This is a genomic window from Escherichia sp. AM3 (genome assembly GCF_032029835.1).
GTDB classification, from domain to species: Bacteria; Pseudomonadota; Gammaproteobacteria; order Enterobacterales; family Enterobacteriaceae; genus Escherichia; species Escherichia coli.
The window spans coordinates 1-2413 of record NZ_JAVUPQ010000203.1 but is presented as its reverse complement, the minus strand read 5'-3'; the positions used below and the strand labels follow the sequence as shown (position 1 = coordinate 2413).

The 2413-nt window shown below is 35.3% G+C and carries 1 protein-coding gene and 1 pseudogene; both read left to right on the top strand.

Features of this window, described 5'->3' with window-relative positions:
* The coding region (locus RTW80_RS24085; protein ID WP_312720544.1) for a polysaccharide biosynthesis tyrosine autokinase at positions 1-1568 on the top strand (1568 nt) is incomplete at its 5' end.
* 96 nt (positions 1569-1664) lie between these two features.
* Positions 1665-2413, top strand: a pseudogene (locus RTW80_RS24080) (UDP-phosphate galactose phosphotransferase); the annotation flags it as partial.

Sequence of the window (2413 nt, the reverse complement as noted above, 5' to 3'; positions counted from 1 at the left end):
TTGTTGCATACGTAAGTAGATTGAAAGCGATAACTGATTTACAAGATAGTTTGATTGTAGCTGATCAAGGCAAAGATACAGGGATGTTGACATTATCACTAACAGGTGATAATCCGCTTTTAATTGAGCGTATATTAAACAGTGTTAGTGAAAACTATTTAGCTCAGAATATTGCGCGCCAAGCAGCCCAAGATGCTAAAAGTTTAGAGTTTCTAAGTAAGCAATTACCACAAGTCAGGGGAGATTTAGATCTTTCTGAAGATAAATTAAATCAGTATCGTCGTTTGAATGACTCTGTTGACCTATCTCTTGAGGCAAAAGCTGTACTTGATCAAATTGTAAATGTTGATAACCAACTGAATGAATTGACCTTTAGAGAATCAGAGATATCTCAGCTTTATACAAAGGAACACCCAACATATAAAGCATTAATGGAGAAAAGAAAAACATTACAAGATGAAAAGATTAAATTGAATAAACGAGTATCGGCGATGCCGGAAACTCAGCAAGAAATCCTTCGTCTCAGTCGTGATGTAGAGTCTGGCAGAGCTGTTTACATGCAGTTATTGAACCGACAGCAAGAGTTAAATATTGCTAAATCCAGTGCCATTGGTAATGTTCGAATCATTGATGATGCAGTAACTCAAACAAAACCAGTCAAACCGAAGAAGATATTAATCTTATTAGCAGGTATTGTATTTGGCGGGATGGTTTCTGTAGGACTTGTGTTACTTAGAGTTCTCCTACGTAGAGGGATTGAAACACCAGAACAGTTAGAAGAAGTTGGCATTAATGTTTATGCGAGCATACCGTTAGCAGAAACTTTCACAAAGAACAATTTGCAAGGGAAAGGTAGTACTAAAAAAGTATTTAATAAAATTCCGAGTTTTCTAGCCGTTGATAACCCTGCTGATCTTGCAATTGAAGCTATTCGTGGGCTACGAACTAGTCTCCATTTTGCAATGATGGAGGCAAGAAATAATATCCTAATGATTTCTGGTGCAAGTCCTAACGCAGGAAAAACTTTTGTTAGCTCTAACCTTGCAGCCGTTATTGCTCAAACAGGGAAGAAGGTATTATTTATTGATACCGATATGAGAAAAGGATATACACATAAATTATTTAATGAAAATAATTCAAATGGACTCTCGGACATTTTATCTGGGAAAACTGAGATTAGCTTAGCTATAAAAACAATTAAGTCAGCTGGGTTTGACTATATTTCCCGTGGTATGGTTCCTCCTAATCCAGCTGAACTCCTTATGAATAAGCGTTTTGGGGATTTATTAGAGTGGGCCAATAATAATTATGATATTGTAGTGTTGGATACTCCACCTATTTTAGCTGTGACTGATGCAGCAGTCATTGGTCATTATGTAGGTACTACTTTACTGGTAGCCAGATTTGAATTGAATACCGCGAAAGAAATAGAGGTAAGTATAAAACGTTTTGAACAGACAGGAATTATAGTGAAAGGTTGTATACTTAATGGTGTTGTAAAGAAAGCCAGTAGTTATTATGGATATGGATATAACCATTATGGATATTCCTATACAGATAAAAAGTAACATAAAATAAAGCAGCATAGCTTGAGTAATTAATATGAAATTACTCAAGCATTTTATTGATAATAATGCGTTGAAGTGCACAAAAGAGAGGGGAATATGACGATTCTCGTCAGGAATTTTATTGTTAGCTTTTCACTTGCTGTATCTGATCTTTTTAGTTTTGTTATTTCACTTTATCTGGCAGTTGGGGTGTTATCTATTACATCGAGTGATTATCAAAATATTTATCAGGCTGAGCAATTAGAGGGATGGAAGGCCTTGCATTGGTTATTGGCTTTTTGTTGTATTGCTTGGTACTCAATGCGTCTACGCCATTACTTCTACAGAAAAACGTTCTGGTTTGAACTCAAGGAAATTTTAAGGACACTTGTAATTTTTGCAGTAATTGAAATAGCAGTAATGGCATTTACGAATTGGTCATTCTCTCGTTATCTGTGGGTATTGAGTTGGACTTTGATAATATTGTTATTGCCTCTAGCTCGAATGATGACAAAACGTATTCTCGATATTTTCGGATTGTGGCGTAGGGATACATGGATCATTGGCAATGGAAATAATGCAATTGAAGCTTATAAAGCAATTACTAGTGAGCGTAATCTTGGATTTAGTATAGTAGGTTTCATTGCAAGTGAGCAAAATAATGCAAGTAATAATAACATCGATGGTATTCCAGTTTTAGATAATGATCTTAACTGGTTATCAACAATAGATAAAAAGACTCAATTCATTGTTGCAGTTGAGTCAAATCAAAGTGAGGTTCGTAATACATGGTTGCGTAATTTTATGATAAAAGGCTTTAGATATGTATCAGTAATACCTACTTTGCGTGGCATGCCTTTAGATAG